Annotated in this window: 26 protein-coding genes; 8 read left to right on the plus strand and 18 right to left on the minus strand. The window is 59.1% G+C overall.

Going from position 1 to position 23,470, the window contains the following annotated elements:
- Window positions 1-89: 89 nt before the first annotated feature.
- Window positions 90-683, minus strand: a complete 594-nt coding sequence (locus tag JJ869_RS02745; protein WP_292264445.1) for a helix-hairpin-helix domain-containing protein — start codon at window positions 681-683, stop codon at window positions 90-92.
- 258 nt (window positions 684-941) lie between these two features.
- Between JJ869_RS02745 and uvrA the strand changes: the two genes are divergently transcribed.
- Window positions 942-3,806 (plus strand): excinuclease ABC subunit UvrA, encoded by a 2,865-nt coding sequence (uvrA, locus tag JJ869_RS02750; protein WP_292264446.1) that lies wholly within the window; start codon window positions 942-944, stop codon window positions 3,804-3,806.
- Between the two features lie 4 nt (window positions 3,807-3,810).
- Here the strand turns inward: uvrA and JJ869_RS02755 are convergent, their stop codons facing one another.
- The 5 genes from JJ869_RS02755 to JJ869_RS02775 all read right to left on the minus strand — a co-directional run bounded on the left by JJ869_RS02755 (window position 3,811) and on the right by JJ869_RS02775 (window position 9,885).
- On the minus strand, window positions 3,811-5,385 hold the full coding sequence (locus tag JJ869_RS02755) for a Hint domain-containing protein (RefSeq protein ID WP_292264447.1): 1,575 nt from the start codon (window positions 5,383-5,385) through the stop codon (window positions 3,811-3,813).
- Window positions 5,386-5,519: 134 nt separating this feature from the next.
- A complete protein-coding gene (gene mmsB / locus JJ869_RS02760; RefSeq protein ID WP_292264448.1) occupies window positions 5,520-6,392 on the minus strand; it encodes a 3-hydroxyisobutyrate dehydrogenase in 873 nt (290 codons plus the stop codon).
- On the minus strand, window positions 6,389-7,438 hold the full coding sequence (locus tag JJ869_RS02765) for an enoyl-CoA hydratase/isomerase family protein (RefSeq protein ID WP_292264449.1): 1,050 nt from the start codon (window positions 7,436-7,438) through the stop codon (window positions 6,389-6,391). Before JJ869_RS02765 ends, mmsB begins: the two co-directional genes overlap by 4 nt.
- A gap of 103 nt (window positions 7,439-7,541) precedes the next feature.
- Window positions 7,542-8,681 (minus strand): acyl-CoA dehydrogenase family protein, encoded by a 1,140-nt coding sequence (locus JJ869_RS02770; RefSeq protein ID WP_292264450.1) that lies wholly within the window; start codon window positions 8,679-8,681, stop codon window positions 7,542-7,544.
- Between the two features lie 76 nt (window positions 8,682-8,757).
- Window positions 8,758-9,885 (minus strand): carboxylate-amine ligase, encoded by a 1,128-nt coding sequence (locus JJ869_RS02775; protein WP_292264451.1) that lies wholly within the window; start codon window positions 9,883-9,885, stop codon window positions 8,758-8,760.
- A gap of 171 nt (window positions 9,886-10,056) precedes the next feature.
- Here JJ869_RS02775 and JJ869_RS02780 point away from each other — a divergent pair, with 171 nt between their 5' ends.
- Window positions 10,057-10,734 carry a hypothetical protein gene (locus JJ869_RS02780; RefSeq protein ID WP_292264452.1) on the plus strand — a complete coding sequence of 226 codons (678 nt, stop codon included), beginning with the start codon at window positions 10,057-10,059 and terminating at the stop codon, window positions 10,732-10,734.
- Here the strand turns inward: JJ869_RS02780 and JJ869_RS02785 are convergent.
- From JJ869_RS02785 to JJ869_RS02795, 3 genes are all read right to left on the minus strand, one after another.
- Window positions 10,731-11,162, minus strand: coding sequence for a hypothetical protein (locus tag JJ869_RS02785; protein WP_292264453.1), 432 nt, complete (start codon window positions 11,160-11,162; stop codon window positions 10,731-10,733). The two genes, JJ869_RS02780 and JJ869_RS02785, sit on opposite strands and share 4 nt — an antisense overlap.
- Before the next feature lie 82 nt (window positions 11,163-11,244).
- Window positions 11,245-11,676 (minus strand): hypothetical protein, encoded by a 432-nt coding sequence (locus JJ869_RS02790; protein WP_292264454.1) that lies wholly within the window; start codon window positions 11,674-11,676, stop codon window positions 11,245-11,247.
- A 63-nt stretch (window positions 11,677-11,739) separates the two neighbouring features.
- The gene (locus tag JJ869_RS02795) at window positions 11,740-13,239 is read right to left on the minus strand and encodes a CoA-acylating methylmalonate-semialdehyde dehydrogenase (protein ID WP_292264455.1); all 1,500 of its coding nucleotides are present in this window, start codon (window positions 13,237-13,239) and stop codon (window positions 11,740-11,742) included.
- Between the two features lie 101 nt (window positions 13,240-13,340).
- Between JJ869_RS02795 and JJ869_RS02800 the strand changes: the two genes are divergently transcribed.
- From JJ869_RS02800 to coaD, 3 genes are all read left to right on the plus strand, one after another.
- A complete protein-coding gene (locus JJ869_RS02800) occupies window positions 13,341-14,243 on the plus strand; it encodes a LysR family transcriptional regulator (RefSeq protein ID WP_292264456.1) in 903 nt (300 codons plus the stop codon).
- 54 nt (window positions 14,244-14,297) lie between these two features.
- Entirely contained in the window at window positions 14,298-14,732 is a 435-nt protein-coding gene (locus JJ869_RS02805; protein WP_292264457.1) for a CBS domain-containing protein, read from the plus strand.
- Window positions 14,733-14,813: 81 nt separating this feature from the next.
- On the plus strand, window positions 14,814-15,314 hold the full coding sequence (gene coaD / locus JJ869_RS02810; RefSeq protein WP_292264458.1) for a pantetheine-phosphate adenylyltransferase: 501 nt from the start codon (window positions 14,814-14,816) through the stop codon (window positions 15,312-15,314).
- A gap of 55 nt (window positions 15,315-15,369) precedes the next feature.
- Here the strand turns inward: coaD and JJ869_RS02815 are convergent, their stop codons facing one another.
- The 3 genes from JJ869_RS02815 to gap (JJ869_RS02825) form a co-directional block, all read right to left on the minus strand.
- The gene (locus tag JJ869_RS02815) at window positions 15,370-15,534 is read right to left on the minus strand and encodes a hypothetical protein (protein WP_292264459.1); all 165 of its coding nucleotides are present in this window, start codon (window positions 15,532-15,534) and stop codon (window positions 15,370-15,372) included.
- Window positions 15,535-15,703: 169 nt separating this feature from the next.
- A complete protein-coding gene (locus JJ869_RS02820; RefSeq protein WP_292264460.1) occupies window positions 15,704-16,171 on the minus strand; it encodes a DUF2383 domain-containing protein in 468 nt (155 codons plus the stop codon).
- 157 nt (window positions 16,172-16,328) lie between these two features.
- Entirely contained in the window at window positions 16,329-17,330 is a 1,002-nt protein-coding gene (gene gap, locus JJ869_RS02825) for a type I glyceraldehyde-3-phosphate dehydrogenase (RefSeq protein WP_292264461.1), read from the minus strand.
- A 287-nt stretch (window positions 17,331-17,617) separates the two neighbouring features.
- On the opposite strand from gap (JJ869_RS02825), the gene JJ869_RS02830 reads away from it, so the two are divergent.
- Complete coding sequence (locus tag JJ869_RS02830) at window positions 17,618-18,256, plus strand: ribosome-inactivating family protein (RefSeq protein WP_292264462.1); 639 nt, start codon at window positions 17,618-17,620, stop codon at window positions 18,254-18,256.
- Window positions 18,257-18,271: 15 nt separating this feature from the next.
- On the opposite strand, the gene JJ869_RS02835 is transcribed toward JJ869_RS02830, so the two are convergent.
- From JJ869_RS02835 to gap (JJ869_RS02860), 6 genes are all read right to left on the minus strand, one after another.
- Window positions 18,272-18,415 (minus strand): glyceraldehyde-3-phosphate dehydrogenase, encoded by a 144-nt coding sequence (locus JJ869_RS02835; RefSeq protein WP_292264463.1) that lies wholly within the window; start codon window positions 18,413-18,415, stop codon window positions 18,272-18,274.
- Window positions 18,416-18,470: 55 nt separating this feature from the next.
- Window positions 18,471-18,989 carry a LuxR C-terminal-related transcriptional regulator gene (locus tag JJ869_RS02840; protein ID WP_292264464.1) on the minus strand — a complete coding sequence of 173 codons (519 nt, stop codon included), beginning with the start codon at window positions 18,987-18,989 and terminating at the stop codon, window positions 18,471-18,473.
- The gene (locus JJ869_RS02845; RefSeq protein WP_292264465.1) at window positions 18,986-19,525 is read right to left on the minus strand and encodes a cytochrome b/b6 domain-containing protein; all 540 of its coding nucleotides are present in this window, start codon (window positions 19,523-19,525) and stop codon (window positions 18,986-18,988) included. Before JJ869_RS02845 ends, JJ869_RS02840 begins: the two co-directional genes overlap by 4 nt.
- 50 nt (window positions 19,526-19,575) lie before the next feature.
- On the minus strand, window positions 19,576-19,824 hold the full coding sequence (locus JJ869_RS02850) for a PepSY domain-containing protein (protein ID WP_292264466.1): 249 nt from the start codon (window positions 19,822-19,824) through the stop codon (window positions 19,576-19,578).
- Window positions 19,825-19,975: 151 nt separating this feature from the next.
- On the minus strand, window positions 19,976-21,235 hold the full coding sequence (locus tag JJ869_RS02855; RefSeq protein WP_292264467.1) for an MFS transporter: 1,260 nt from the start codon (window positions 21,233-21,235) through the stop codon (window positions 19,976-19,978).
- Window positions 21,236-21,457: 222 nt separating this feature from the next.
- Window positions 21,458-22,462, minus strand: coding sequence for a type I glyceraldehyde-3-phosphate dehydrogenase (gap, locus tag JJ869_RS02860; protein WP_292264468.1), 1,005 nt, complete (start codon window positions 22,460-22,462; stop codon window positions 21,458-21,460).
- 183 nt (window positions 22,463-22,645) lie between these two features.
- On the opposite strand from gap (JJ869_RS02860), the gene JJ869_RS02865 reads away from it, so the two are divergent.
- The gene (locus JJ869_RS02865) at window positions 22,646-23,020 is read left to right on the plus strand and encodes a DoxX family protein (protein WP_366510396.1); all 375 of its coding nucleotides are present in this window, start codon (window positions 22,646-22,648) and stop codon (window positions 23,018-23,020) included.
- A 10-nt stretch (window positions 23,021-23,030) separates the two neighbouring features.
- A partial coding sequence (locus JJ869_RS02870) for a DUF808 family protein (RefSeq protein WP_292264470.1) occupies window positions 23,031-23,470 on the plus strand: 440 nt, incomplete at its 3' end.

Genomic DNA, 23,470 nt, shown 5'->3' on the forward strand with positions numbered 1-23,470 from the left:
CCATCTCGCCAAGGACCAAACACAAAAAACCGGGCCCGCGACATGCAGGCCCGGTCCGTTTGTTCCGGAGTGGAATAGGTCAGATCAGATCAGGCTGCCTTGGTCTTCTTTTTCTTGGTCTTGGCGCTTTTGGCTTTGGCATCAGATTTCTTTTTCTTGTCCGCTTTTTTCTTGGTTTTTCCGGGCTTTTCGTCAGCAGACGCCTTTTTCTTTTTGGTTTTCTTCTTGTCGGACGCCTTTGACTTCGAGGCGGTCTTGTCGCTGTCTTTTGCCGCTTTGGTCTTTGACCCGTCCTTCTTCTTTTTCGCCTTGGGCTCGTCTTTCGCCTTGGTCTTCTTGGCTTTCGTCTTTTTCGGTGCGGGCGTGTCTGCGCTCTCCGTCGCTTCGACCTCGGGAAGAGCGGCGGTCGGCAAAGCGACCACGACGGGTGTCTTGGCGTCCCCTTTGGCCATTGGTGTCTCTGACGGGGTCGCCGCCTTGGCCGGGCTGCCTGAGGCGACGTTAGCACCCATCTCGGCAATCGCCTTTTTCCACGTGGCCATACGGGCTTCGGTGACACCCGGAATGGAAGCCAGCGCGACAGGATCCGCTGCTGAAAGCGCATCGCAATCAGCAATACCAGCCGCCTCAAGCCGTTTGGCGAGTGCCGGTCCGATCCCTTTGATCTCGGTGAGTGAAGTCATAATGTTTGGTCCCCTTGGAACTTGATCAGGCCGCTGTCGTGAGCGCCCCTTCCAAACAGGAACGCTACGCCAACGTAATTCTGTTGAATATAGATATCAGCGACTCCGATCCCGCGCGGCGGTGCCATTCTTTCTTTGAGAGCGCAGTATTATTGTGCCGTAGTGATACGAGACGCATGTTCGCATAATGTTCTCACTTTTCGATTGGAGAATTCTTGACGACCCACTATGTGTTAACAATCCGTATCGGGGGACCACATGGCCGAATTGAAGCACATCGAAGTGCGTGGCGCACGCGAGCACAATCTCAAGAACATCGACGTGGACATCCCACGCGATCAGCTTGTGGTGATCACAGGCCTGTCGGGGTCGGGCAAATCGTCTTTGGCGTTCGATACGATCTACGCCGAGGGCCAGCGCCGGTATGTGGAATCGCTCTCTGCCTATGCGCGGCAGTTCCTTGATATGATGGAAAAGCCGGATGTGGATCACATCTCCGGCCTCAGCCCGGCGATCTCCATCGAACAGAAGACCACGTCGAAGAACCCACGCTCGACCGTCGGCACGGTGACCGAGATCTACGACTACATGCGCCTGCTGTTTGCACGGGTCGGTACGCCCTACAGCCCCGCCACCGGCCTGCCCATCGAGGCGCAGCAGGTTCAGGACATGGTGGACCGTGTCATGGCGATGGACGAGGGCACGCGCGCCTATCTTCTGGCACCCATTGTGCGTGACCGCAAAGGCGAGTACCGCAAGGAATTTCTGGAACTGCGCAAGCAGGGCTTCCAGCGCGTGAAGGTGGACGGACAGTTCTACGAATTGGATGAGCCGCCCACGCTCGACAAGAAGTTCCGCCATGACATCGACGTGGTTGTCGACCGTCTGGTGGTAAAAGAAGGGCTGGAAACCCGGCTTGCCGACAGCTTCCGCACCGCGCTGGATCTGGCGGATGGGATTGCGATCCTCGAAACAGCACCCAGCGAAGGTGAACCGGAACGGCACACGTTCTCGGAAAAATTCGCCTGTCCCGTCAGTGGCTTCACCATTTCCGAGATTGAACCGCGCCTGTTCTCGTTCAACGCACCGTTTGGCGCTTGCCCCGACTGTGACGGCCTTGGCGTTGAACTGTTCTTTGATGAACGACTGGTGGTGCCCGATGCCACTCTCAAGATTGCCGATGGTGCGCTGGCCCCGTGGCGCAAGGGGAAGTCGCCGTATTTTCTGCAGACCATTGAATCGCTCGCGAAACACTACGAGTTCAACAAGAACTCCCGCTGGAAAGACCTTGATCCGCATATCCAGCAGGTCTTCCTCTATGGCTCGGGCGAAGAGGAAATCCCGTTCCGCTATGACGAAGGCGGTCGCGTCTACCAGGTGACCCGCACCTTCGAAGGCGTCATCCCGAATATGGAACGCCGCTACCGCGAGACCGATTCGAGCTGGATTCGAGAAGAGTTCGAACGCTACCAGAACAACCGGTCCTGCGGCACCTGCGGCGGCTACCGCCTGCGGGAAGAGGCGCTGGCAGTCAAGATTGCCGGTCTGCACGTGGGGCAGGTGGTTCAGATGTCCATCAAGGACGCGTTTGACTGGTGCAAGACGGTGCCTGATCACCTGACCAACCAGAAGAACGAAATCGCCAAGGCCATCCTGAAGGAAATCCGCGAACGTCTGGGCTTCCTGAACAATGTGGGTCTCGAATACCTGACGCTGTCGCGCAATGCCGGCACTCTGTCGGGCGGCGAAAGCCAGCGCATTCGTCTGGCCAGCCAGATCGGCTCTGGCCTGACTGGGGTGCTCTATGTGCTGGACGAACCCTCCATCGGCCTGCACCAGCGCGACAATGACCGGCTGCTTGGAACGCTGAAATCCCTGCGGGATCAAGGCAATACGGTGATCGTGGTCGAACATGACGAAGAGGCGATCCGCGAGGCGGATTACGTCTTCGACATCGGCCCCGGGGCCGGTGTGCATGGCGGGCGTGTCGTGTCGCATGGCACTCCGAAAGAGGTGGCCGACGATCCAGCGTCCCTGACCGGCCAGTATCTCAGTGGCGCACGCGAAATTGCCGTTCCTGCGGAGCGGCGCACGGGCAAGAAGGGCAAGTCGATCCAGGTGGTCAAGGCGACCGGCAACAATCTCCGCGAGGTTACGGCTGATTTCCCACTGGGCAAGTTCGTTTGTGTCACCGGTGTCTCCGGTGGTGGCAAGTCGACGCTGACCATTGAGACCCTGTTCAAAACCGCCTCCATGCGCCTTAACGGCGCGCGCCAGACACCCGCGCCCTGCGAGACGATCAAGGGACTCGAACATCTGGACAAGGTGATCGACATCGACCAGCGCCCGATTGGCCGCACACCGCGCTCCAACCCCGCGACCTATACCGGCGCGTTCACCCCGATCCGCGACTGGTTCGCCGGTCTGCCCGAAGCCAAGGCGCGCGGCTATAAGCCGGGGCGCTTCAGCTTCAACGTAAAAGGCGGACGTTGCGAGGCGTGTCAGGGCGACGGCGTCATCAAGATCGAGATGCACTTCCTGCCCGATGTCTACGTGACATGCGAAACCTGCAAAGGCGCACGCTACAACCGCGAAACGTTGGAGATCAAGTTCAAGGGCAAGAGCATTGCCGACGTTCTCGACATGACGGTCGAAGACGCGCAGGAGTTCTTCAAGGCGGTGCCAAGCATCCGCGAAAAGATGGACGCACTGGTGCGTGTGGGTCTGGGCTATATCAAGGTGGGCCAACAGGCGACCACGCTCTCGGGTGGTGAGGCACAGCGCGTGAAGCTGTCGAAGGAGCTTGCGAAACGGTCCACCGGACGCACGCTGTATATACTAGACGAGCCAACAACTGGCTTACATTTCGAGGATGTACGCAAGCTTCTTGAAGTTCTGCATGAACTTGTCGACCAAGGCAATTCGGTGATCGTGATCGAACACAACCTGGATGTGATCAAGACCGCCGACTGGTTGATCGACATTGGTCCCGAAGGTGGGGATGGCGGCGGCCAGATCGTTGCGACCGGAACACCCGAGGAAGTGGCCGAGGTCACGGCATCTCATACCGGGCGCTACCTCAAGCCGATGCTCAGCGCGAAAAAGCACCTCGCGGCGGAATAACCGTTTAGGCGGCGCGGGCCCTAAGGGCCTCCGCCTCGTAGGTTTTCAGGATTGGCCGCACCGCTTCCCATCCCGCCGAGTCGATATCGGCCAGTTCGGGGAACAGCGTGATGATCTCGGCGCAGGAATCTTCGGGAAACGTGTGGCGCATCATCGGGCCGGGCAGGTAGCTTTCGGACAACAGCCCATGCGACGTCAGTATGTTGTGCTGATCGAGGAGCAGATGCACGTAGGTGACGCGTTCGCCACTTTCTTCGCGGCGCACGGTCTTGCCGTTTACCAGATCCTTGGCCTTCACCAACACTTCGGATTCACCGAACAACAATTCCGCCCAGACATCACATACCAAGACCCGGTGCTGCGGGGACAAGAGCACATCCGCCTCGGCGCCGTAGCTGCCCGCACAAATGCGGATCGGGGCAAAATTGTCCCTTGCCTCGATCGCGCGGGAACCGGCCCAACGGATAGGCTGTGGGCCGTTGTCTAAAGTCAGCACCAGATCGCCCGGGCGCAGGTCCTCGACAGGGACGGCACCGCTGGGCGTGTCGATAAGCGTGCCTGCAACAAAACACGGCATCTGGTTGACCTGCACGATGCCGATATCGCTTGTACCAAGCCCATCCTCGACCGTGTAGGTGAAATACACAGTTTCCGCATCTGCATCGGACAACACTGTAAATGTGCCGTCCGCGTTCAGGATGACGGTTGCACCAGATGTCAGCGTGATCGAGCTGCCTACGGTCACCGCGATGCCGTTCACATGGGTGATCGTCAACGTCCCGCCGCTCGCCGTGTCGTTGCCCAGAACGTCGAATGTCTTGGAGCTGCTCAACCCAACATTCACTGAGTCGTCGCCGGCGATCAGCGCGGTCTGCGCAGAGCCGCCAGCGATCAGGAGATTGGTGTCATAGTCCGTGTCCGAGACATCGGCCACGCCGATCTTGATGGTGTTCGACACACCGACATTAACCGGGGCCGTAACCTTCAAGGTGATGGTGAACCCGTCCATTTCGGTGTTGAACTGATCTGCTGTGTTGTCCTGATATAGGTTGGGTGTCTGGCTGCCATTGATATTGCCGACAGAAACCTGACCGTCCCCCACGCTGACCGAGGCCTGTGTGCCATTCACCCAGATGCCGACCACGTCAAGAAACGCGGAATTGATAAACTCTGGGTATTCCTCAGAGGCGATGACAAAGCTGAGGGTCAGAGTGTCGCCGGTGGGCGTGAAGTCAACTTCGAGAAATGAGGCATCATAGGTGGGACCGGCCGCAATCGCTTCGAAATCCGGGTCGCCGTTGGCACCCGACGTGTTTGTGCTGCGGTCGGCAACCTCGTTGGTGTTGGTAGTGCCTGAATTGTTGGTGAAATCGCTTGCATTGCCGGTCGACAGGATGACGCCGGTATCGCCGGGTGTGACGCCCGGAGAGACCGTGTCGCCATTGGTGTAGATACCAGAAGAGCGCCACCCGCCAGAGTAAGACGCGCTGTTGACCGTGATGCCAGCGCCAAAAATCGTATTCGCCATCTCAAGCGCTGTCGCGCGGAGATCAATCGGCAATTCCTGAGCAATGGGCATCGAAGCGCCGCCTTCCCGTGGTCCAAGTCTGGGACTTGTTTTGCCAGGGAACGGCGGCGATCTTTTGTAGCGAACTCGTTAACTTTTTGGCAATTCTTTAGCCACAATTAACTATCTTTCGATAATTAAGGCAGCTACCCGCGTCCGCGCTTTTCGAACCGGGGCAGCATCGCAGAGAAGTCTCGGCCTTTGCCGTCCTCCTTTTCGACGAACCGCCGGTAGAGTTCGGTTGCGGCTTGTCCAAGCGGTGTATCCGCGTCGGAGGCATCTGCTGCTTGCTGACTCAAGCGCAGGTCTTTCAGCATCAATTCCGCTGCAAAACCTGGGGTATACCCGTTATCTGCTGGGCTTTTGGGGCCAATGCCGGGGGCCGGGCAATAGGCATTCATCGACCAGCTGTAGCCCGACGAGGTGCTGACCACATCGAACATCGCCTGACGGTCCAGACCCAGTTTGTCAGCCAAGGCAAAGGCCTCACAGGTGGCTATCATGGTCACGCCAAGGATCATGTTGTTGCAGATCTTGGCAGCCTGACCGTTCCCGGAAGGGCCACAATGGACAGATTTCTGCCCCATTGTTTCCAACAGGGGCAGGGCGGTCTGATACGCCTCATCCGATCCGCCCACCATGAAGGTCAAAGTGCCTGCCGCAGCGCCGCCAATGCCGCCCGACACCGGCGCGTCCAGAGGCAGCAATCCAGCGGCTTCCGCGTCGGCGGCAACGGCGCGTGCGCTGTTCACATCGACGGTCGAGCAATCCAGCAGCACGGCACCTTTGCGCATCACCGGGATGACCTGTGCGGCCACCGCGCGCAGGATCTCGCCATTGGGCAACATGGTGATCACCACGTCTGCACCCTTTGCGGCCTCTGCGGCAGTGGCCGCATTTGTGACACCGTCCACCGCAACGGTCGCCATGTCATAGCCGACTACATCATGCGCCGCCTTGGCCAAATTGGCCGCCATCGGCGCACCCATATTGCCCAGTCCGATAAACCCGATCTTCATGCCTCGCTCCTCCGTTCGAATGTCACTTCTGTGCCCTCCACCGGGCGCAACATGGCTGCCACGTCACTGTCCGAAACCCGGTCAAGATCATGGGACCATTTTGGGGATTTGTCTTTGTCGATGATCGCCGCGCGAATGCCTTCGATGAAATCCCCATGTTCCATCGACCGCGAGGTGAAGCGGTACTCCAACTGCAACGCCTGTCTCAAGTCGCCTTGTTCTGCCCGCAGTTGATGCAGGATCGCGACCGTGCAAGCCAGCGACAGAGGTGCGCTGCGGCTCAATCTGGCCAGCGCGTCTTGCGCAAACCTGCTGGTGTCTGCGCGGAGTGTGTCCACAATCTCGCCCAAGGACCCACCGCCAAACAGCGCGTCGATCTGTGCCTGCGCCTCTTTCAGCGGTGCGTCCGGCGCAGGGCGGGCCGCCGTAGCCAGCGCGGCCAGATCGCCGTCAGCACAGAGATGGGCCTTGATGCCCTGCCACTTGTCTTCTGGGACATACAGATCGGCGAACCCGACATGGATCGCGTCGCCCGGTCCCATTCGATCCGTGGTCATGCCAAGGTATTCCCCCAGATGCCCGGGTGCATGGGCCAACAGGTAGGACCCGCCGACATCGGGGATCAGACCGATCCCGCACTCCGGCATGGCAATCTTGGAACTGTCGCCCACCACACGATGCGAACCGTGGCAGCCGACGCCAACGCCACCACCCATGGTGAAGCCCTGAAGAAAGCTCACCACCGGTTTGGGGTATTCGGAAACCAGCGCATTCATCCGGTATTCGTCGCGCCAGAAGCGCTGGCCATAGGCGTAGTCACCAGCGGTCCCCGTCGCATACCTCTCGGCAATGTCGCCGCCAGCGCAAAACGCCTTGTCGCCCACAGCATCAATCAGGGCCAACTTGATCGTCGGATCAGCCCGCCACTCCCAAAGCGCATCCTCGATGGCAAGACACATCTCGTAAGTGAGCGCGTTCAGCGCCTTAGGGCGGTTCAGAGTGATGCGGCCGGCATGGCCGTCTTTGCGAATGTCGATGTCGGTCATATCCGTCTGCTTTCGCGTATCTTGTGAGGGGGTAGGGGGTGCTGCCCCCGTCCGCCACTGGCGGACTCCCCCGAGGTATTTCGAGCCCAAAGAAGCCAGAGGGTCAACGCGCCAACATCTGACGTGCCACGATCAGGCGCATGATTTCATTGGTGCCTTCGAGGATCTGATGGACGCGCAGGTCGCGGACCAGTTTTTCAATCCCGTAATCCGCCAGATAACCATAGCCACCGTGCAATTGCAGACATTGATCCACCACCTTGGACCCCGTCTCGGTGACGAACTTCTTGGCCATCGCGCAGAACTTGGTGGCATCCGGTGAGCCGGTGTCGAGCTTCCACGCCGCCTGACGCAGGAAGGTGCGCGCGGCCTGCAACTCGATCTCCATATCCGCAAGGCGGAACTGCAGCGCCTGGAACTGGTCGATGGATTTCCCGAACGCCTTGCGCTCGGCCATGTAGGCGAGGGTCGAGGTCAGCCCGGTTTGGGCGGCTCCAAGCGAGCAGGCAGCGATGTTCAGCCGCCCGCCATCCAGACCGGCCATCGCGTATTTGAACCCTTGGCCTTCTTCGCCCAGCAGGTTTTCGGCCGGGATCTTGCAATCGTCGAACTGGACCTGCCGTGTGGGTTGCGACCGCCAGCCCATCTTGTCCTCAAGCCCGCCAAAACTCAGCCCCGGTGTCCCATCCTCGATCAGAACCGCCGACACACCCTTGGGCCCATCTTCGCCCGTACGGACCATCGCGACGTAAAGATCGGAATAGCCACCGCCCGAGATAAACGCTTTGGTGCCATTGAGCGTATAGCCCTCGTTGGTGCGCTCGGCGCGTGTTTTCAGCGCCGCTGCGTCCGAACCGCTGCCCGGCTCGGTGAGGCAGTAACTCAGCACGGTTTCCATCGTCATCGCCTTGGGCAGCACGCGCGCCTTCATCTCGTCGCTGGAAAAGGCGTCGATCATCTTGGCGCACATATTGTGAATCGACAAAAACGCCGCGACAGACGGGCAGGCCATCGACAGCGCCTCGAAGACCAGCGTTGCATCCAACCGGCTGAGGCCAGAACCGCCGCTCTCCTCTGACACGTAGAGCCCCGCAAAGCCCAATTCCCCAAGCTGAGGCCACAGGTCTTTCGGGATCGTGCCCTGTGCTTCCCAGTCGCGGGCATGGGGCGCGATATGGTCCTGACCAAAGGCGTAAGCCATGTCGAAAATGGCGGATTGTTCTTCTGTGAGGGCAAAATCCATCGCGCCGCTCCTCCCGTTGGATTCGTGAATTGAACGAGTGTTTAATTGCTAACTGTTTCAGGACTTTTGCAAAAGGTCAAAGCCCCTCGTGGAAGGCTTCGACCAGATGGCTGACAACGGCTTGCATCTGGCCATCCGCGTCTTTGCCTGCCGCCTTCGCCTCGGCCACCACAGCACGTTGCCGGGTTGTGGCATTGCCGTGGGCGACAATCTCGCGGCTGTGCTCCAACTCGCGGTGACACCGAAGAATGCCTGCGTCCTCCTCAACGAGCGAGATCAGCTCTTCCGTCAACTCCGCCATCGGCACGATCTCACCGCGGCCAAAGTCGATCAGTCCATCGCTCACCCCATAGCGTTGCGCGCGCCAGCGGTTTTCACTGATCAGGAACGGATCATAGCGACGCCAGCGCTGGTTGCGCACCCGCAGCCGCCACAACATCCGCATCAGGCACTGGTTGATCGCCGCCAGCGTCAGCGTGTCCTCCAGCCGGGGCTGCACATCCATGATGCGGGTCTCAAGCGTGGGAAATGAATGCGACGGGCGCAGGTCCCACCAGATCTTGGAGCTGTCCTCGATCACGCCCAGATCGACCAATACCTGAACCGAGCGTTCATATTCCGACCAATTGTCAAAGGTGGGCGGCAAGCCGGTGCGGGGCAGGTTGTCGAAAACCGAAATCCGGTACGACGCGAGCCCGGTATCTTCACCCTGCCAGAACGGCGAGGAGGTGGACATCGCCAGCAGATGCGGCAGGAAATACGCCATCTGCCCCATCAGATCAGCCCGCAGGGCATCGTCGTCCAGCCCCACATGCACATGCATGCCGCAGATCAGCATCCGGCGGACCACGCCACCCAATGCATCCTGAAGCGCATTGTAGCGGTCCTTGTTGGTGTGGTGCTGGTTCTTCCAATCCCCAAACGGATGGCAGGAGGCCGCGATCGGCGCAAGGTTATACGCCTTGGCGCAGCGCGCCACGGTGCTGCGCAACCGCTTGAGGTCTTCACGCGCGTCGTTGATATCGGCGCAGACCTTGGTGCCGATCTCGATCTGACATTGCAGGAATTCTGGGCTGACCTGCTTTTCAAGCTCGGCCGCGCAGGCCTCCATCAACCCATCCGGGGCCTGAGCCAGCGCCATGCTGTCGAGATCCACCAGCAGGTATTCCTCTTCGATCCCAATGCTGAATGCCGGTTCCCGCATGACGCACCTCCCTGTCTTTGATCCTGCCAAGATGACGGCAAGATCGGCAAAAGGCAAAACCTGTTGCTGCGCCCTTTATGTCGGCAGACAGACAGTCTGTTTGAAAAAAGACTCATGCTTTCCTGAAAACAGAGTAAGTTCGTTCGCATTATTGCAGACGAGGATTTTCAGATGCCGACAATTATTGACTATGCCCGGATGTCGAGCGGGGCTTATGACACCAATCCAACCGTCCCGCGTTGGACTGCAGCCGATCCCATGTATGAACCGAATTCCGGTCTGCGCACCGTCATCTATACGGATGGCAGCGTGTTCGTGGTGGCGTTTCGTGGGACCGACAATGCCTCGGATCTGGTGGAGGATGCGCAGCTGACACTGGGCATGAATACTGCCATGTACCCCATTGGCGAAGCCATTGCATCTGGGGTCAGCGCACATGGCCCGGTCTACGTGACGGGGCATTCGCTGGGCGGCGCTGTCGCGCAGGTGGTGGGGTCGCGGATGGGTCTGCCGTTTGTCACCTTCAATGCTCCGGGTGTCGCGATCATCGCATCGCGCAACATGTGGCAGGCCAATTATCTTGCCGTTCAGACCCGCGCTGCCGGTGCCGTGGCCAGCGCCATCTTTAACCCGCGCCAAGCAATACGGGACGTCCAATCCGCGTTCAGCGTTGCCAATGGCAAGAATTATCGCCTTAGTACGGATGTCGTCAGCAACACCGGCATTCACTATGGCGATGTCATCACCTTGCCCGCCGGGACAGCCAATCCGCTGGACGCACACCGCATCACAACCATGATTTCAGTGCTTGGTACGGTGTCTTCAGGGAACCTGACCTTTCCGCGTTAGCGGGTCTGGCGCAGGACCGGGCTCAAGATGGCCTCGATCGAAGTCGCCGCGAGGCCAAGTGCCGACAGCGCGGCCTCTTCGGTTTCCTGGACAATCGCGATCACGCCCTGGCTGGCGGACCAGCCGTTCTTGGCCAACGCCGCCGCCTTGAGCGAAACGGGCGTGTTGGCGAAATAGACCATAAGTGTCTCGGTCTCGCGCATCGCGAGATCCGCGCCTTTGGTCGCCTGCAACTGCATCACCCGCGCAAAATCCCGCTCCATGTCGGTGATCCGGCTCAGGTCGATCAGATGGCGTTGGCCGGGCCGGGCGTCAGGATGTCTGGCATAGGCACCAAACGCTTTCAGACTGTCCTCAACCAGCATGAGACCGCTGTACTGCACGTAAACCAGATTATGCTCGGGTAGGATGTGAAACTCGGCTGGCATAGGCTCCCAATGATCAAAGGAACAAGGAAGCCCCTACTGTCAGGGAAATTGTGTTCAAATCAACGAGATTGATATCAGGCCGTCACACGCTCTGCGCATCACATCTCTCGAGCATCTGCGAGATGCTGTCGAAAGGCAAACCCAAGGCGACAAGCGCGTGATCTTCGTTCTCGACGACGATAGCGACAACGCCGCTTTCCGGCGTCCACCCGTTCTTGCCCATATTCGCGGCGTGTAACCCGATTGGAGTATTTGCCAGGTACACCATGAAGGTTTCGACACCATGACCCGCCATGGTCTCGACCTTCTTGGCCTGAATCTCCATGAACTTTGCGTAGTCACGGTCGATGTCGGTCAACCGGGTCAGATCCACCAGATGCCGCAGCCCCGGACCCGCCAAGGGGTGCTTTGCGAACTCGCCCAAAGCGGCTGCTGTCTCGTCAACCAGCATCGCGCCGGTATATCTCACGTAAACCAGATTTTGGTCGGCGATGATCTGAACGGTTATGGACACATGGCCTCAAACGAAAAAAAGGGCGGATTAGCCCGCCCTTTATGCTGTTAATCTTTATGCCAATCAATCCATGGCTTTGAAGTTGAATTCGCCACCTTCCTTGATGCCTGACGGCCAGCGCGAGGTCACTGTCTTGGTCCGTGTGTAGAACTTGAACGCATCCGGGCCATGCTGGTTGAGATCGCCGAAGACGGATTTCTTCCATCCGCCGAAGGTGTGATAGGCCAGCGGCACCGGGATCGGAACGTTGATGCCCACCATGCCGATGTTGATCCGGTTGGCGAAATCACGCGCCGCGTCACCGTCGCGGGTGAAGATCGCGGTGCCGTTGCCATATTCATGGTCCATCGCCAGCTTGATGGCTTCTTCATACGAGCCTGCGCGTACAGTCGACAGAACCGGGCCGAAGATCTCTTTCTTGTAGATGTCCATGTCCGGGGTCACGTGGTCGAACAGATGCGGTCCGACGAAGAACCCGTTTTCATAGCCCTGAAGGCTGAAATCGCGGCCATCAACGACCAGCTTTGCGCCCTGATCGACGCCCGACTGGATCAGGCCAAGGATGTTTTGCTTGGCTGCGGCTGTCACGACGGGGCCGTAATCCACATCATTGCCTGCCGTGTAGGGCCCAACCTTGAGCTTCTCGATGCGCGGCACCAGCTTTTCGATCAGCCGATCTGCGGTTTCATGGCCGACAGGAACAGCAACCGAGATCGCCATGCAGCGTTCGCCCGCAGCACCGTAGCCTGCACCGATCAGCGCGTCAGCGGCCTGATCCATATCGGCATCCGGCATGATGATCATGTGGTTCTTGGCACCACCGAAACACTGCACGCGCTTGCCGTTGGCGCAGCCGGTTCCATAAATGTATTCCGCGATCGGGGTCGAGCCGACAAAGCCGATGCTCTGCACAACGGGGTGATGGAGCAGCGCATCCACCGCTTCCTTGTCACCGTTCACCACCTGCAACACGCCTTTCGGCAGACCGGCTTCTTCCATCAGTTCCGCCAGCATCAGCGGCACCGACGGGTCCCGCTCGGACGGCTTGAGGATAAACGCGTTGCCGCAGGCCAGCGCCGGGGCAAACATCCACATCGGGATCATCGCCGGGAAGTTGAACGGGGTGATGCCCGCCGTCACGCCCAGCGGTTGCTTCATGGAATACATGTCGATGCCGGGACCCGCGCTGTCGGTGTATTCACCTTTGAGCAGTTCCGGCGCGCCGATGCAGTATTCCACCACTTCCAGACCACGCTGCACGTCGCCTTTGGCGTCGGGGATGGTTTTACCGTGCTCACGGCTCAGGGCTTCGGCCAGTTTGTCCATGTCGCGGTTCAGCAGACCCACGAAGGCCATCATCACGCGCGCACGGCGCTGCGGGTTGGTTGCGGCCCATGCAGGCTGGGCCTTCGCGGCAATCTCGATGGCCTTGGCGATTTCGTCCGTGGACGCCAGCGGCACCTTGGCCTGAACTTCGCCCGTTGCGGGGTTGTAGACATCGGCAAAACGGCCCGAAGTGCCTTTGACGTGTTCGCCGCCAATGTAATGGGTCAACTCTTGCATGGAATCCTCCTCGTCTAGTTGGCGGCATCTTAGTCTTGCAAAAATGCGGATCAAAGGGGCAATATCCCAAATACGTTTTGCAAAAATGCAAAGGATAGGGTGTGCAGAGTTGGGATGACCTGCGAATTTTCCTCTCCGTCGCGCGCCATGATACCTTGTCCGGGGCGGGCAGGGCGCTGCGCATGGATCCCGCCACCGTTGGCCGCCGGGTGGCCCGGCTGGAAGAGGCCATAGGACAGGCGCTTTTCATTAAGAGCCCGCAAGGCTACACCCTGACCGAGGCGGGGACCCGGCTGATCGACCACGCCGAACGCGCGGAACAAGCGATGCAGGGCGCAAGCTCTGTCCTGACGGGTGAGGCGGGCACTCTGACCGGGCAGATCCGCATCGGAGCACCGGATGGCTGTGCAAATTTCGTGCTGCCGCGGGTTTTCGCCGATCTATCCAAGGCGAACCCCGACCTTGACCTGCAGATCGTCGCGTTGCCACGCGTGGTGAACCTGTCTCGCCGTGAAGCGGATATGGCGATCACCGTCAGTCCGCCCACCGCATCGCGGCTGTCCTACCAGCGCATCACCGACTACAAGCTGCATCTTGCGGCAAGCGATACATATCTTTCTGCACATCCACCCCTCAGTTCCGTAGCGGACCTGAAGGATCACAGGATCGTTGGCTACATCCCCGACATGATCTTCGACAAGGAACTGGATTACCTCAGTGATTTGGCCCTTGAACGGGTGGCACTGGCGTCGAATTCGGCCTCGGTTCAATTGCAACTCTTGCGCCAGCACGGCGGCATCGGCATCGCCCATGATTTTGCGCTTCCCTTTGCTCCTGGTGTGCGGCGGGTGCTGACGGACGCACTGTCGTTCACCCGCAGCTTCTATCTCGTGCGCCATGCCGAAGACCGCCGGCTTGACCGGATCACCCGGTTCGCCACTGCATTGGCCCAAGGCGTGCGCGCCGAGGTCGCGCGATTGGAGGCGTTACTTTCAGGCACTTGACAGAACACGGGTCTGTGAGGACGCTGAAGGGGCACAGGGACCGGAGGAGAGACCATGCAAGTTCATCACATTCTCAAAAGCAAGGCGACAGATGCGGTTGTGACCGTAAAGACCGGGACCAGTATCGCAGACGTGGCCAAGATATTGACCGAGAAACGCATCGGTACTGTGGTTGTGTCTGACGATGCCGAGACCGCCCTTGGCATTCTGTCGGAACGCGACATCGTGCGGGAACTGGCCACGCGGGGCGCGTCCTGCCTTTCAGACAGTGTCGACAGTTACATGACCCAGAAGCTCGTGACCTGCAGCCGCAATGACGATGCCGACCACATCCTTAGCCAGATGACCGAAGGTCGATTCCGCCACATGCCCGTGGTCGAGGATGGCAAACTGGTTGGCCTCATCACCATCGGTGACGTGGTGAAAGCCCGCCTGACGGAACTGGCGATGGAGCGGAACGCGCTGGAAGGTATGATCATGGGTCACTGACCCGAGACAGTCATCTGCTTGAACTCCCTGCGCTTTTGATGCGAGACAGGGGGAAACGTGACGACTTGCCGGAGACTGCCCATGCGCATCGGTCTTTACCCCGGGACATTCGACCCGATCACAATGGGCCATATCGACATCATCCGACGGGCTTCGGCCTTTCTGGATCGGTTGGTGATTGGCGTTGCCATCAATCGCGACAAGGGACCGTTGTTCGACCTTAAAGAACGCGTTGCCATGATCGAGGCCGAATGTGTGTCTCTGTCCGAACAGACGGGAATCGAGATCGTTGTGCACCCGTTCGAAAACCTGCTGATCGACTGCGCCCGCGATGTGGAAGCCACGATCATCGTACGTGGACTGCGCGCGGTTGCGGATTTTGAGTATGAATTCCAGATGGTCGGGATGAACCGCGCGCTGGATGACAGCGTCGAAACTGTCTTTCTCATGGCCGAGGCCAGACATCAGGCGATTGCCTCCAAACTGGTCAAGGAAATCGCCCGGTTGGGGGGGGACGTATCAAAGTTCGTCACGGCGCCGGTGCGTCAGGCCCTGATCGAAAAATTCGGCCCCGAAACATGACAAAAGCCGCGCAAGGATGCGCGGCTGTGTCCTGTGTCAACGAAGATGTCGTTGGTCAGCGGCCGTAAATGGCCTTGACTGCGATCTTTTCCGCATCGCCGGGATAGATGTTCAAATCCAGCGCCACATCAAGCGGCATCGACCGGATTTCCCGAACTGTGCGATTGTAAGCGGCCCGCTTTTGAAGACGGTCCCACAGGGAAGACATAAGATGGGCCATGGTCAGTCCTTTCCTTGCTTATGGTCCTGAGCCAGCAGACTGTTTGCGCTACCAGCTACAGTTCTGAAGATAAGGATGCTGCGCTGCAGAACAACTGACAGGTCTGAAAGGCCGCCCTGCGTCTCGTGCAAGGGTCGGGCAGGGTCGCCGGCCCCATAGTTCCCGTTGATCAATCAAGATACGCTGTACGGTCCAAGAGGTCTTCAAGCTCGGCCCGCATTGCGATCAATTGTGCCTCATGAGGAGCGGCACAATTGGCCTCGGCCTCACGGAACGCGTCGAGAACCCATTTCTCTCCGTTGCGCACCTGATCCATGATGTCTTCATCTATTTCATCAAACAGGGCACGGATCGACACAACGGCCCGGTTAACCGCGCCCATGAGAGAACCATCTTTGTCGACATGTCCATGCAGCAATTCGGCAATCTTGGACGCATGACGTTCATGCATGTCACGAAACGATGTTGCCACATCACGAAATTCGGGCTCGGCCTTTTCAACCATCACGTCGAAGCCGGCCTTTGCGTCCACAATACGTGTGTAGAGATCACGCAGATGGTCGTTAGGGGTGCTGGCCCCCGGTTCAGTTGCTGAATCAAGATGCGGTTGTGCGGGATTGAGAGCGGTGTCAGTCATGGTGTCTCCTGTTCCGATCCGGGCTTTTCCAGATCATGAACAGGGAATTCCCAAGGGCGGTATTAAGTTCCGCAGGCACCAAACGCGGTGCGTTTCGTCGGCATCAATTTGCCAAACGTAGGCTGGGCGCACCGATCATCGGCGCGCCCAGTTCCAATTAAATAAGCTTGCCCATCGCAACAGCCGTATCGGCCATGCGGTTCGAGAAGCCCCATTCGTTGTCGTACCAGCTCAGGATACGGACCATGTGTCCGTCCATGACCTTGGTCTGATCCATATGGAAGATCGACGAATGTGGATCGTGGTTGAAGTCCGACGACACCAGCGGCTTGTCCGTATACCCGAGGATGCCCTTGAGCGGGCCATCAGCAGCGGCGCGGATCGCGTCGTTGATTTCTTCAACCGTCGTGTTGCGCGAAGCGGTGAAGGTCAGATCGACCACCGACACGTTGGGCGTGGGCACCCGGATCGCCACGCCATCCAGCTTGCCGTTCAGTTCCGGCAACACCAGACCGACGGCCTTGGCGGCCCCGGTGGAGGTCGGGATCATGCTTAGTGCCGCGGCGCGGGCGCGGTAGAGGTCTTTGTGCATCGTGTCCAGCGTCGGCTGATCACCAGTGTAGGAATGGATCGTGGTCATGAACCCACGCTCGATCCCGATGGCGTTGTTCAGCACATATGCGACCGGGGACAGGCAGTTGGTGGTGCAGGACGCGTTTGACACGATCAGGTCATCGGCGGTCAGGCTGTCATGGTTCACACCGTAAACGATGGTTTTGTCCGCATCCTTACCGGGAGCGGAAATCAGCACGCGGCTTGCACCGTTTTCAAGATGCGCCTGGCACGCCTCTTTGCTGGTGAAGATGCCGGTACATTCAAGAACAACATCCACATCCGACCACGGCAGGTCAGCCGGGTTGCGGATCGCTGTCACCTTGATCGGCCCACGACCCACGTCGATTGTGTCTCCCGAGGTTTTCACCTCGACCGGGAAGCGGCCATGTACACTGTCATATTGCAGCAGGTGGGCGTTGGTCTCGACCGGACCCAGATCGTTGATCGCGATGACTTCGATATCGGTGCGACCGGATTCGATGATCGCACGCAGGATGTTGCGGCCAATGCGTCCAAATCCGTTGATTGCGACTTTGGTGCTCATATGAGTGTCCTCACTGGTGCTGACAGCACATGCTGTCTGATGCTGTTAACGCTAACAAACAGAACGGAGCAAAGCTGTCAAGCGATGCGCCGGTCCAAGCGCGGCACAATCCCTCAATCGGCCGGGTCAAAAGGGTGCCGGATATCGGGTTTCTCTTTTTGACAGATGCGCTGCTCTGCGCGTAGCATTCGATTATTTATTAACAGACGTTCTTGCGGCGGTTCGGTTCCCCGTTTTTGATGTTCAGGCAGCCAGCCTTTGCCGCACGATTATTTAATGGATCGGCTATGGCTCAGAGTTTCGATATTCTCGGCGGTCAATACCTCGACATGATCGAGACGTTGCGCAAAACCTTTACAAAACGCGCTCCGGCGCTACTTGAGGTGATACTGATCGGAACACTGAATGGGAAGTCCAGATCGGTCACGATCGGGATCGAGACATCCTCACCCTATTACGTGAAGGTCATCAACGGACATAAGCTTTCCGCGACCGAGGAAAGCTATGCCAACAAACCGATGCCGCATCCGTTCAACCTGACCCATATCCATGCTGCCTTGGGAGTGGCAGGGCCACAGCGCAGCGAGGCTGACAAGAAAGCGTTTGTATCCCTGATCTTCATCACGTCCGAAGCCGCCCGGTTCGAGCCGTTCGCCCGCCATATCAACACCCTGATCAAGGCTGGTGATGGGGCAAGCGTGCTCGATTACGAACGCGCGCGATACTACATGAATAACTGGAAAAGCCTGTACGACCTGACCTACGGCGAAGGCACATTGTATTTCAAACCGCTGACCGAAGCGAACATGCACAACTGGAATTACTACCATCAGATCGTGGTGCGAAAGGGGGACGGCAACATGAAGCTGCCCTTCTCAGCAACTCAGAACAGCCTGAGTCCGAAGGCCATGCGCGATCTCGTTTAGGCCGCAAGGGGCGGATCACCGCCAGAACGCGATCCAGTCCAGAAAGTCGATCATTTTGGACGCAAGGAACATGAAACCGTCGCCTCCGGTCAGAAAGGCATCCACCGCCAATCCGCCAAGGATCATCAGCCCCAACCCGATGGCGAGTGTATTGGTCATCGTCGTCGCGCCCCTCTGCTCTTGGGCGCGAGAATGCCAGAGCGGGTCATGCCTGTCACGCCGTGACGTCGTTGGGCGCGTGGGGAATAGACATCAGGTCTTCGATAAAGAGCCCTACAAAAGCACCGCGCCCAGTGACGCCCGCCTTGCGGTAGATGCCGTTGAGATGCGCCTTCACCGTGCCTTCAGCCGAGCCACGCAGTTCGGCGATCTCGGCGATGCCGAAGCCCTTGAGAGCGAAAAGAGCGACATCCCGTTCTGACGGGGTGAGCGACCACGTGTCGAACCGGGCCTCGACGATGTCGTGGAAGGCACCAGCCGCGAGACCAAGCTGCTCTTCCAGATGCGCCTTGCGCCGCAACAAGGCGAACAGATAGCGGGTCTCGAAAATCACTCCGGCGATCAGTGCCAGAACCGCCAGAAACTCGATAACGAAATGGCTCGACACAAACGCGGGGATCCCCATGTCGAACCCATCAACAACAACGTCCCAGAGGAAGAACGCCGCGCAAAGGGATTGCGCGACGATCAGGACCAGCAACGACACCGGTTTCGTGGAATTCTGGAAGGTCACGGCTCTGCCCTGGCTCCGTCCGGCACGGTCTTGACACCTGTGATCATGGCGCGCGGCAGGTTGACCCCGGTCCGGCGGCTTTCCCAGATCACCGCAAGCACATGCAGCACGATGGAAATCTCGGCCCAAGTTACCAAGGCCTCGTGGGTTTCTTCAACCCAGTCCACGCCCCAATATGCGTTTGTGGTCATCATGTAGCCGGTCAAACCGATCAGCAGGACCGATCCAAGCAGGTTGAAGATCATCAATGCACCCAACGGGGTGTGGCCCAGATGCACCCGTTTGCGGCCTGTGGCCATGTCGGACACCTGCGCCGTGACTTTGGACAGGGTTGGCCAGAACGATCCGAACCGCGCATAGCGGGACCCAACGAGGCCCCACAGCAACCGCGCGGCAATGAGCGCTACAAGGGCGTAGCCCAGCCATTCATGCAGCTTGCTTTCATCATCGGTAAAAAGCGCGTTGGCGGCAAAGCCTGCCACAAGCGCCCAGTGGAAGACCCGGACGAACGGGTCCCAGATTTTATAGGATGTCATGTTACGCTCCGGGATTGGCGGTCCGCGCACGAGGCGCGGACCAGGATGGATCAATCGTCGATCTTGGTGCTGACGACATTCAGAGCCGCATCGAGATAGAGCTCGTAGCGTTGACCGTTCTTAAGAACGTAGGCTTCGATCATGCCGTCTTCCATGTCGATCTTGCGGACTTCGTAACCTTCGGCGGTCAGCTTGTTGGTGATCTCGGTCACGCGTTCCGTGGTGAGGGCTGCGTCGCTGGACGCGAAAGCCGATACCGGCAGAGCGAGGGCAAGAGCGAGGGCGAGAATACGTGTCATGGGATGTCTCCTTCGAGGGTCATGCGGGCTGCGACATGCAGCGCCGATGACCGTCACATGGCATTCCCGACTGCCTCCGAATATTGGTCTGGGGTCTGGATCAGCGCATCTCCAACAAAAGTTTAGAGCTGTTTTCCGCTGAATTGACCGATCAGGCACCAGCTCCGCGCTCGATCTCGCCTTGCTCCACAGCCCAGGCTCCCGCCGCTTCGACCGCCACGGGCGACGCGGTCGGAAGCACGCCAAGGTAGCTGTCCGTTTCGCTCACGGGGGATGCCGGGCGCTGGGTCATGCGGTATGCCGAATAGGCCGCAATCGCGACAAAAGTCACGCCAAGCACCATCCAGAACGCTTGCGGCCCCAATGCCTCCATCGCGGCGCCAGCGGCCAATGGACCGAGAATGGCGCCAATGCCAAAGGTAAGCACCAGCCCACCCGATGCCGCGGGCATATCCTCGGCATCCAATGTGTCGTTGGTGTAAGCGAGGATCAGGGCATAAAGCGGTGTGGTGACACCGCCGGTCAGAAAGGCCGCCCCCATCAGCAGCACAATGCTGGGGCCATTGATCCAACCCAAAATACAGAAAGTCGCGCCGAGGGCCGAACAGCCGAGAATGAGCTTTCTTCGGTCCATTCTGTCCGACAGCCACCCGATTGGAAACTGGAGCAGCAGGGCACCGCCAAAGAGCATCGCAATGAACAGCGATATCTCATTGGCGCTCATCCCCACTTGTGCCCCATAGACAGCCCCCATGCCCGATTGCGTGGCGTAAATCGTGCCCAGCAAGAAGATTCCCACCGTCCCCAAGGGCGATCCCCGAAACAAGTCGCGCAGCGGCATGGGCCGGGTGACCTCGGCCGCAGGGGTGGGTGTGACGGACAAAAGGATCGGCCCGAACGAGATCGACACAAGGATCGACGCGGCGATGAACAGGCTTGTGGTGGCCGCGTCTCCAAGGGTTAAAAGGCCTTGCGCCCCGATGATGCCAACCGTCTGGGCGATCATGTAGGCCGAAAGCACCTTGCCGCGGGTTTCGTTGGTGGCCGATGCATTGAGCCAGCTTTCCGCTGTCACATAGACCCCGGACATGCAGAACCCGACCAATATGCGCAACACCGTCCACAGAATCGGGTCCGTGAGCAGGGGAAACGCGATCAGCGCCGCGGACATGAAGCTGCCAAGCGCCGCAAAGACGCGCACATGTCCGACCCGTTTTATCATTCCCGGCGTCAGCCTTGCCCCTGACAGAAATCCAAGGAAATATCCGGACGCGACAATCGCCAGTTCGGAGGCCGAGAATCCTTCGATGTCACCGCGCAGACCGATCAGCGTAAAATGCATGCCGTTGCCCAGCATGATGAACACAATGCCGATCAACAGCGCCCAGATGCCTGAAAAGATTTGCGTCATGGGGCGGCCTCCAGTCGAAACGAGCGTTCGGGTTCCGCGGACCCTATCAGGCCAAGGCAAGAGTGGAAAATGCAGCCCCGCGATTTGGAGCGGTGGTACGGGCGTCAGCGCCCAGAAAACAACAAACCGCCCCTGTCGTGGCACAGACGACAGGGGCGGATGAAAAATTGATCGGTTTTCGTCTATCGTGTGTCGGATCGCGCATGCAGATCCGCTGAAGGGTCAGTGAAGCAGACGGCCCATCGCACCGGCCACATCCGCCATACGCGCCGAGAAGCCCCATTCGTTGTCGTACCACGCCAGAACGCGCACCATACGATTGCCCACGACCTTGGTCTGGTCCGGCGCAAAGATCGACGATTGCGTGGTGTGGTTGAAGTCGATGGAGACCTTGGGTTCGGGATCGTAGGCCAGAACCGTACCCATATGGGTGGCGGCGGCTTCGCGCACCACTTCGTTCACATCGGCAACGGTGACGTCCTTGCTGGCGTAGAAGGTCAGGTCCACAGCCGACACGTTCGGGGTCGGCACACGGACGGCAGAGCCATCAAGCTTGCCCTTGAGGTTCGGCAGCACTTCCCCCAGCGCCTTTGCGGCCCCGGTGGAGGTCGGGATCATCGCCATTGCGGCAGCGCGGGCGCGGTAGAGGTCGGCATGACGGCGGTCCAGCGTCGGCTGGTCACCCGTATAGGAATGGATCGTGGTCATGATCCCGCTTTCGATGCCGATCGCCTCGTCCAGAACCTTGGCCAACGGCGCGAGACAGTTTGTGGTGCAGGAGCCGTTCGAGATCATCGTGTCACCGGCCACAAGCGAGCGGTGGTTCACGCCATAGACGATGGTTTTCTGCACGTTCTTCGCAGGGGCCGAGATCAGAACCGACTTCGCGCCGCGCTCCATGTGGATGCCCGCCTTTGCGCCATCGTTGAAGTTGCCGGTGCATTCCAGAACCACGTCACAGCCCGACCAGTCGAGCTCTTCGGGATTGTAGGTCGAAAAGACCTCCATCGGGCCACGGCCCAGATCCATCGTGTTGCCCTTGACCTTGACCTCGCCCCCGAAGCGACCGTGCACGCTGTCATAGCGCAGCAGATGCGCGTTGGTCTCGATCGGGCCGGTGGCGTTGATCTTGACCACCTGCACATCGTTGCGCGAGCTTTCGGCGATATGCGCGAGAGTGCAGCGGCCGATCCGACCGAAACCGTTGATTCCAAGAGTGACGGTCATGGGCATGTCTCCTGCGCTGTGCGTTAGGGATCGTATACGCAGGTATGCTGCAGTCGCAAAGTAAAAAAGGCATTATTTGACAGCATGTTAGCGCAAAAGGTGGAGCTTGCGCACATGATGGCGCTAACGCTTTGGGACGGTTTGCGGTAACACCGAACCTATGTTGCGGAATCGGAAATAATGATGGCGCTGGCAGATCTCGCGGTTTTGATCGGACGTATCCTGATTGCGGCGCTTTTCGTCGGGGGCGCGATCCAAAAGGCTGTGGACCCCGAACCGGCGATGCAGTTGTTGTCCGGTTTCAATCTGCCCAAGGCCTTGGTGTGGGTGGCACTTGCGTTCAACGCAATTGCAGGAGGGATGGTGGCGGTCGGGTGGGCGGTGCGCCCCATGGCTGTGCTACTTGCAGCCTATTGCGCGGTAACAAGCGTCTTCCACCTGATCCCCGAAGATCCGTGGCAAATGAGCATCTTCGTCAAGAACTGGGCCATTGCCGGAGGGTGCCTTGTGCTGGCAGCCCATGGACCGGGGCGCTATGTCTTGAGTAAATCAGGCTAGGAGTACAGGTATGAGTGGATTGTTGGCCCTACTCGACGACGTGGCAGGGATCGCCAAGGCGGCGGCGGCTTCGGTCGACGATATCGGTGCGGCGGCGGCCAAAGCCGGGTCGAAAACCGCAGGCGTCCTGATCGATGACGCTGCGGTCACTCCGAAATACCTGCATGGGTTCGAACCCGCCCGCGAATTGCCGATCATCTGGCGCATCGCGCGGGGATCACTGATCAACAAGCTGGTGTTCCTTCTGCCCGCAGCATTGCTGCTGTCGACCTTCGCACCGTGGATGATCCCGCCCTTGCTGATCCTGGGCGGAAGTTACCTCTGTTTCGAAGGGGCGGAAAAGATCGTGCATGTGCTGCGCCCCCATGACGATCATTCCGGTGGACCGGATGGCAGCCACGACATTCAGGACCCGCTGCATCTTGAAGAGGAAAAGGTCAAAGGCGCGAT

Source organism: Marivita sp. (genome assembly GCF_017643905.1).
GTDB lineage: Bacteria > Pseudomonadota > Alphaproteobacteria > Rhodobacterales > Rhodobacteraceae > Marivita.

Bases quoted from the DNA above. Each gene is read 5' to 3' on its own strand.
- JJ869_RS02745 (WP_292264445.1), bottom strand. From the start codon at position 683: ATGACTTCACTCACCGAGATCAAAGGGATCGGACCGGCACTCGCCAAA.
- uvrA (WP_292264446.1), top strand. From the start codon at position 942: ATGGCCGAATTGAAGCACATCGAAGTGCGTGGCGCACGCGAGCACAAT.
- JJ869_RS02755 (WP_292264447.1), bottom strand. From the start codon at position 5,385: ATGCCCATTGCTCAGGAATTGCCGATTGATCTCCGCGCGACAGCGCTT.
- mmsB (WP_292264448.1), bottom strand. From the start codon at position 6,392: ATGAAGATCGGGTTTATCGGACTGGGCAATATGGGTGCGCCGATGGCG.
- JJ869_RS02765 (WP_292264449.1), bottom strand. From the start codon at position 7,438: ATGACCGACATCGACATTCGCAAAGACGGCCATGCCGGCCGCATCACT.
- JJ869_RS02770 (WP_292264450.1), bottom strand. From the start codon at position 8,681: ATGGATTTTGCCCTCACAGAAGAACAATCCGCCATTTTCGACATGGCT.
- JJ869_RS02775 (WP_292264451.1), bottom strand. From the start codon at position 9,885: ATGCGGGAACCGGCATTCAGCATTGGGATCGAAGAGGAATACCTGCTG.
- JJ869_RS02780 (WP_292264452.1), top strand. From the start codon at position 10,057: ATGCCGACAATTATTGACTATGCCCGGATGTCGAGCGGGGCTTATGAC.
- JJ869_RS02785 (WP_292264453.1), bottom strand. From the start codon at position 11,162: ATGCCAGCCGAGTTTCACATCCTACCCGAGCATAATCTGGTTTACGTG.
- JJ869_RS02795 (WP_292264455.1), bottom strand. From the start codon at position 13,239: ATGCAAGAGTTGACCCATTACATTGGCGGCGAACACGTCAAAGGCACT.
- JJ869_RS02805 (WP_292264457.1), top strand. From the start codon at position 14,298: ATGCAAGTTCATCACATTCTCAAAAGCAAGGCGACAGATGCGGTTGTG.
- coaD (WP_292264458.1), top strand. From the start codon at position 14,814: ATGCGCATCGGTCTTTACCCCGGGACATTCGACCCGATCACAATGGGC.
- JJ869_RS02815 (WP_292264459.1), bottom strand. From the start codon at position 15,534: ATGGCCCATCTTATGTCTTCCCTGTGGGACCGTCTTCAAAAGCGGGCC.
- JJ869_RS02820 (WP_292264460.1), bottom strand. From the start codon at position 16,171: ATGACTGACACCGCTCTCAATCCCGCACAACCGCATCTTGATTCAGCA.
- gap (WP_292264461.1), bottom strand. From the start codon at position 17,330: ATGAGCACCAAAGTCGCAATCAACGGATTTGGACGCATTGGCCGCAAC.
- JJ869_RS02830 (WP_292264462.1), top strand. From the start codon at position 17,618: ATGGCTCAGAGTTTCGATATTCTCGGCGGTCAATACCTCGACATGATC.
- JJ869_RS02835 (WP_292264463.1), bottom strand. From the start codon at position 18,415: ATGACCAATACACTCGCCATCGGGTTGGGGCTGATGATCCTTGGCGGA.
- JJ869_RS02845 (WP_292264465.1), bottom strand. From the start codon at position 19,525: ATGACATCCTATAAAATCTGGGACCCGTTCGTCCGGGTCTTCCACTGG.
- JJ869_RS02850 (WP_292264466.1), bottom strand. From the start codon at position 19,824: ATGACACGTATTCTCGCCCTCGCTCTTGCCCTCGCTCTGCCGGTATCG.
- JJ869_RS02855 (WP_292264467.1), bottom strand. From the start codon at position 21,235: ATGACGCAAATCTTTTCAGGCATCTGGGCGCTGTTGATCGGCATTGTG.
- gap (WP_292264468.1), bottom strand. From the start codon at position 22,462: ATGACCGTCACTCTTGGAATCAACGGTTTCGGTCGGATCGGCCGCTGC.
- JJ869_RS02865 (WP_366510396.1), top strand. From the start codon at position 22,646: ATGGCGCTGGCAGATCTCGCGGTTTTGATCGGACGTATCCTGATTGCG.